General features: G+C 54.7%; 1 rRNA gene. It reads right to left on the bottom strand.

Going from position 1 to position 1,239, the window contains the following annotated elements:
- Positions 1-1,239: ribosomal RNA gene (locus tag LK536_RS58420) — 23S ribosomal RNA — on the bottom strand; the annotation flags it as partial.

The following is a 1,239-nucleotide window of genomic DNA, read 5'->3' as shown; positions in this document are numbered from 1 at the left end:
ATCTCATCTTGAGGGGGGCTTCACGCTTAGATGCCTTCAGCGTTTATCCCGTCCAGACTTGGCTACCCTGCCATGGCCCTGGTAGGCCAACAGGTACACCAGCGGTCTGTCCATCCCGGTCCTCTCGTACTAAGGACAGCTCCTCTCAGATCTCCTACGCCCGCGCCGGATAGGGACCGAACTGTCTCACGACGTTCTGAACCCAGCTCGCGTACCGCTTTAATGGGCGAACAGCCCAACCCTTGGGACCTGCTACAGCCCCAGGATGCGATGAGCCGACATCGAGGTGCCAAACCACTCCGTCGATGTGAACTCTTGGGAGTGATAAGCCTGTTATCCCCAGGGTAGCTTTTATCCGTTGAGCGATGGCAATCCCACTTTCATACCACCGGATCACTAAGTCCTACTTTCGTACCTGCTCGACCCGTCAGTCTCGCAGTCAAGCCCCCTTATGCCTTTGCACTCTTTGGATGGTTTCCAACCATCCTGAGGGAACCTTTGAGCGCCTCCGATACCCTTTCGGAGGCGACCGCCCCAGTCAAACTCCCCACCTGACATTGTCCCCCGCCCAGGTCATGGGCGCAGGTTAGAAACCCAGTACCGCAAGGGTGGTATCCCAACAATGGCTCCATACAGACTGGCGTCCATATCTCTTAGCCTCCCACCTATCCTGTACATGCAGCACCGGATCCCAGTATCAAGCTGGAGTAAAGCTCCATGGGGTCTTTCCGTCCTGGCGCAGGTAACCAGCATCTTCACTGGTATTTCAATTTCACCGGGTGCATTGTTGAGACAGCGCTCAAATCATTACGCCTTTCGTGCGGGTCGGAACTTACCCGACAAGGAATTTCGCTACCTTAGGACCGTTATAGTTACGGCCGCCGTTTACTGGGGCTTAAATTCAAAGCTTCGGTTCCCCTAACCTCTCCTCTTAACCTTCCAGCACCGGGCAGGCGTCAGCCCATATACCTCACCTTACGGTTTTGCATAGACCTGTGTTTTTGCTAAACAGTTGCTTGAGCCTATTCTCTGCGGCCACATCTCTGTGGCACCCCTTCTCCCGAAGTTACGGGGTCATTTTGCCGAGTTCCTTAACAATGCTTCTCCCGCCGGCCTTAGGATTCTCTCCTCATCCACCTGTGTCGGTTTACGGTACGGGCATGCATCACACGATAGCGGCTTTTCTTGACAGCCGGAATCACACACTTCGCTACTTCAGTTCGCTCCGCGTCACGTCTT

Source organism: Clostridium pacaense (assembly GCF_020709765.2).
Classification (GTDB): Bacteria; Bacillota; Clostridia; order Lachnospirales; family Lachnospiraceae; genus Enterocloster; species Enterocloster hominis.
This window is presented reverse-complemented; position numbering and strand designations above follow the sequence as displayed.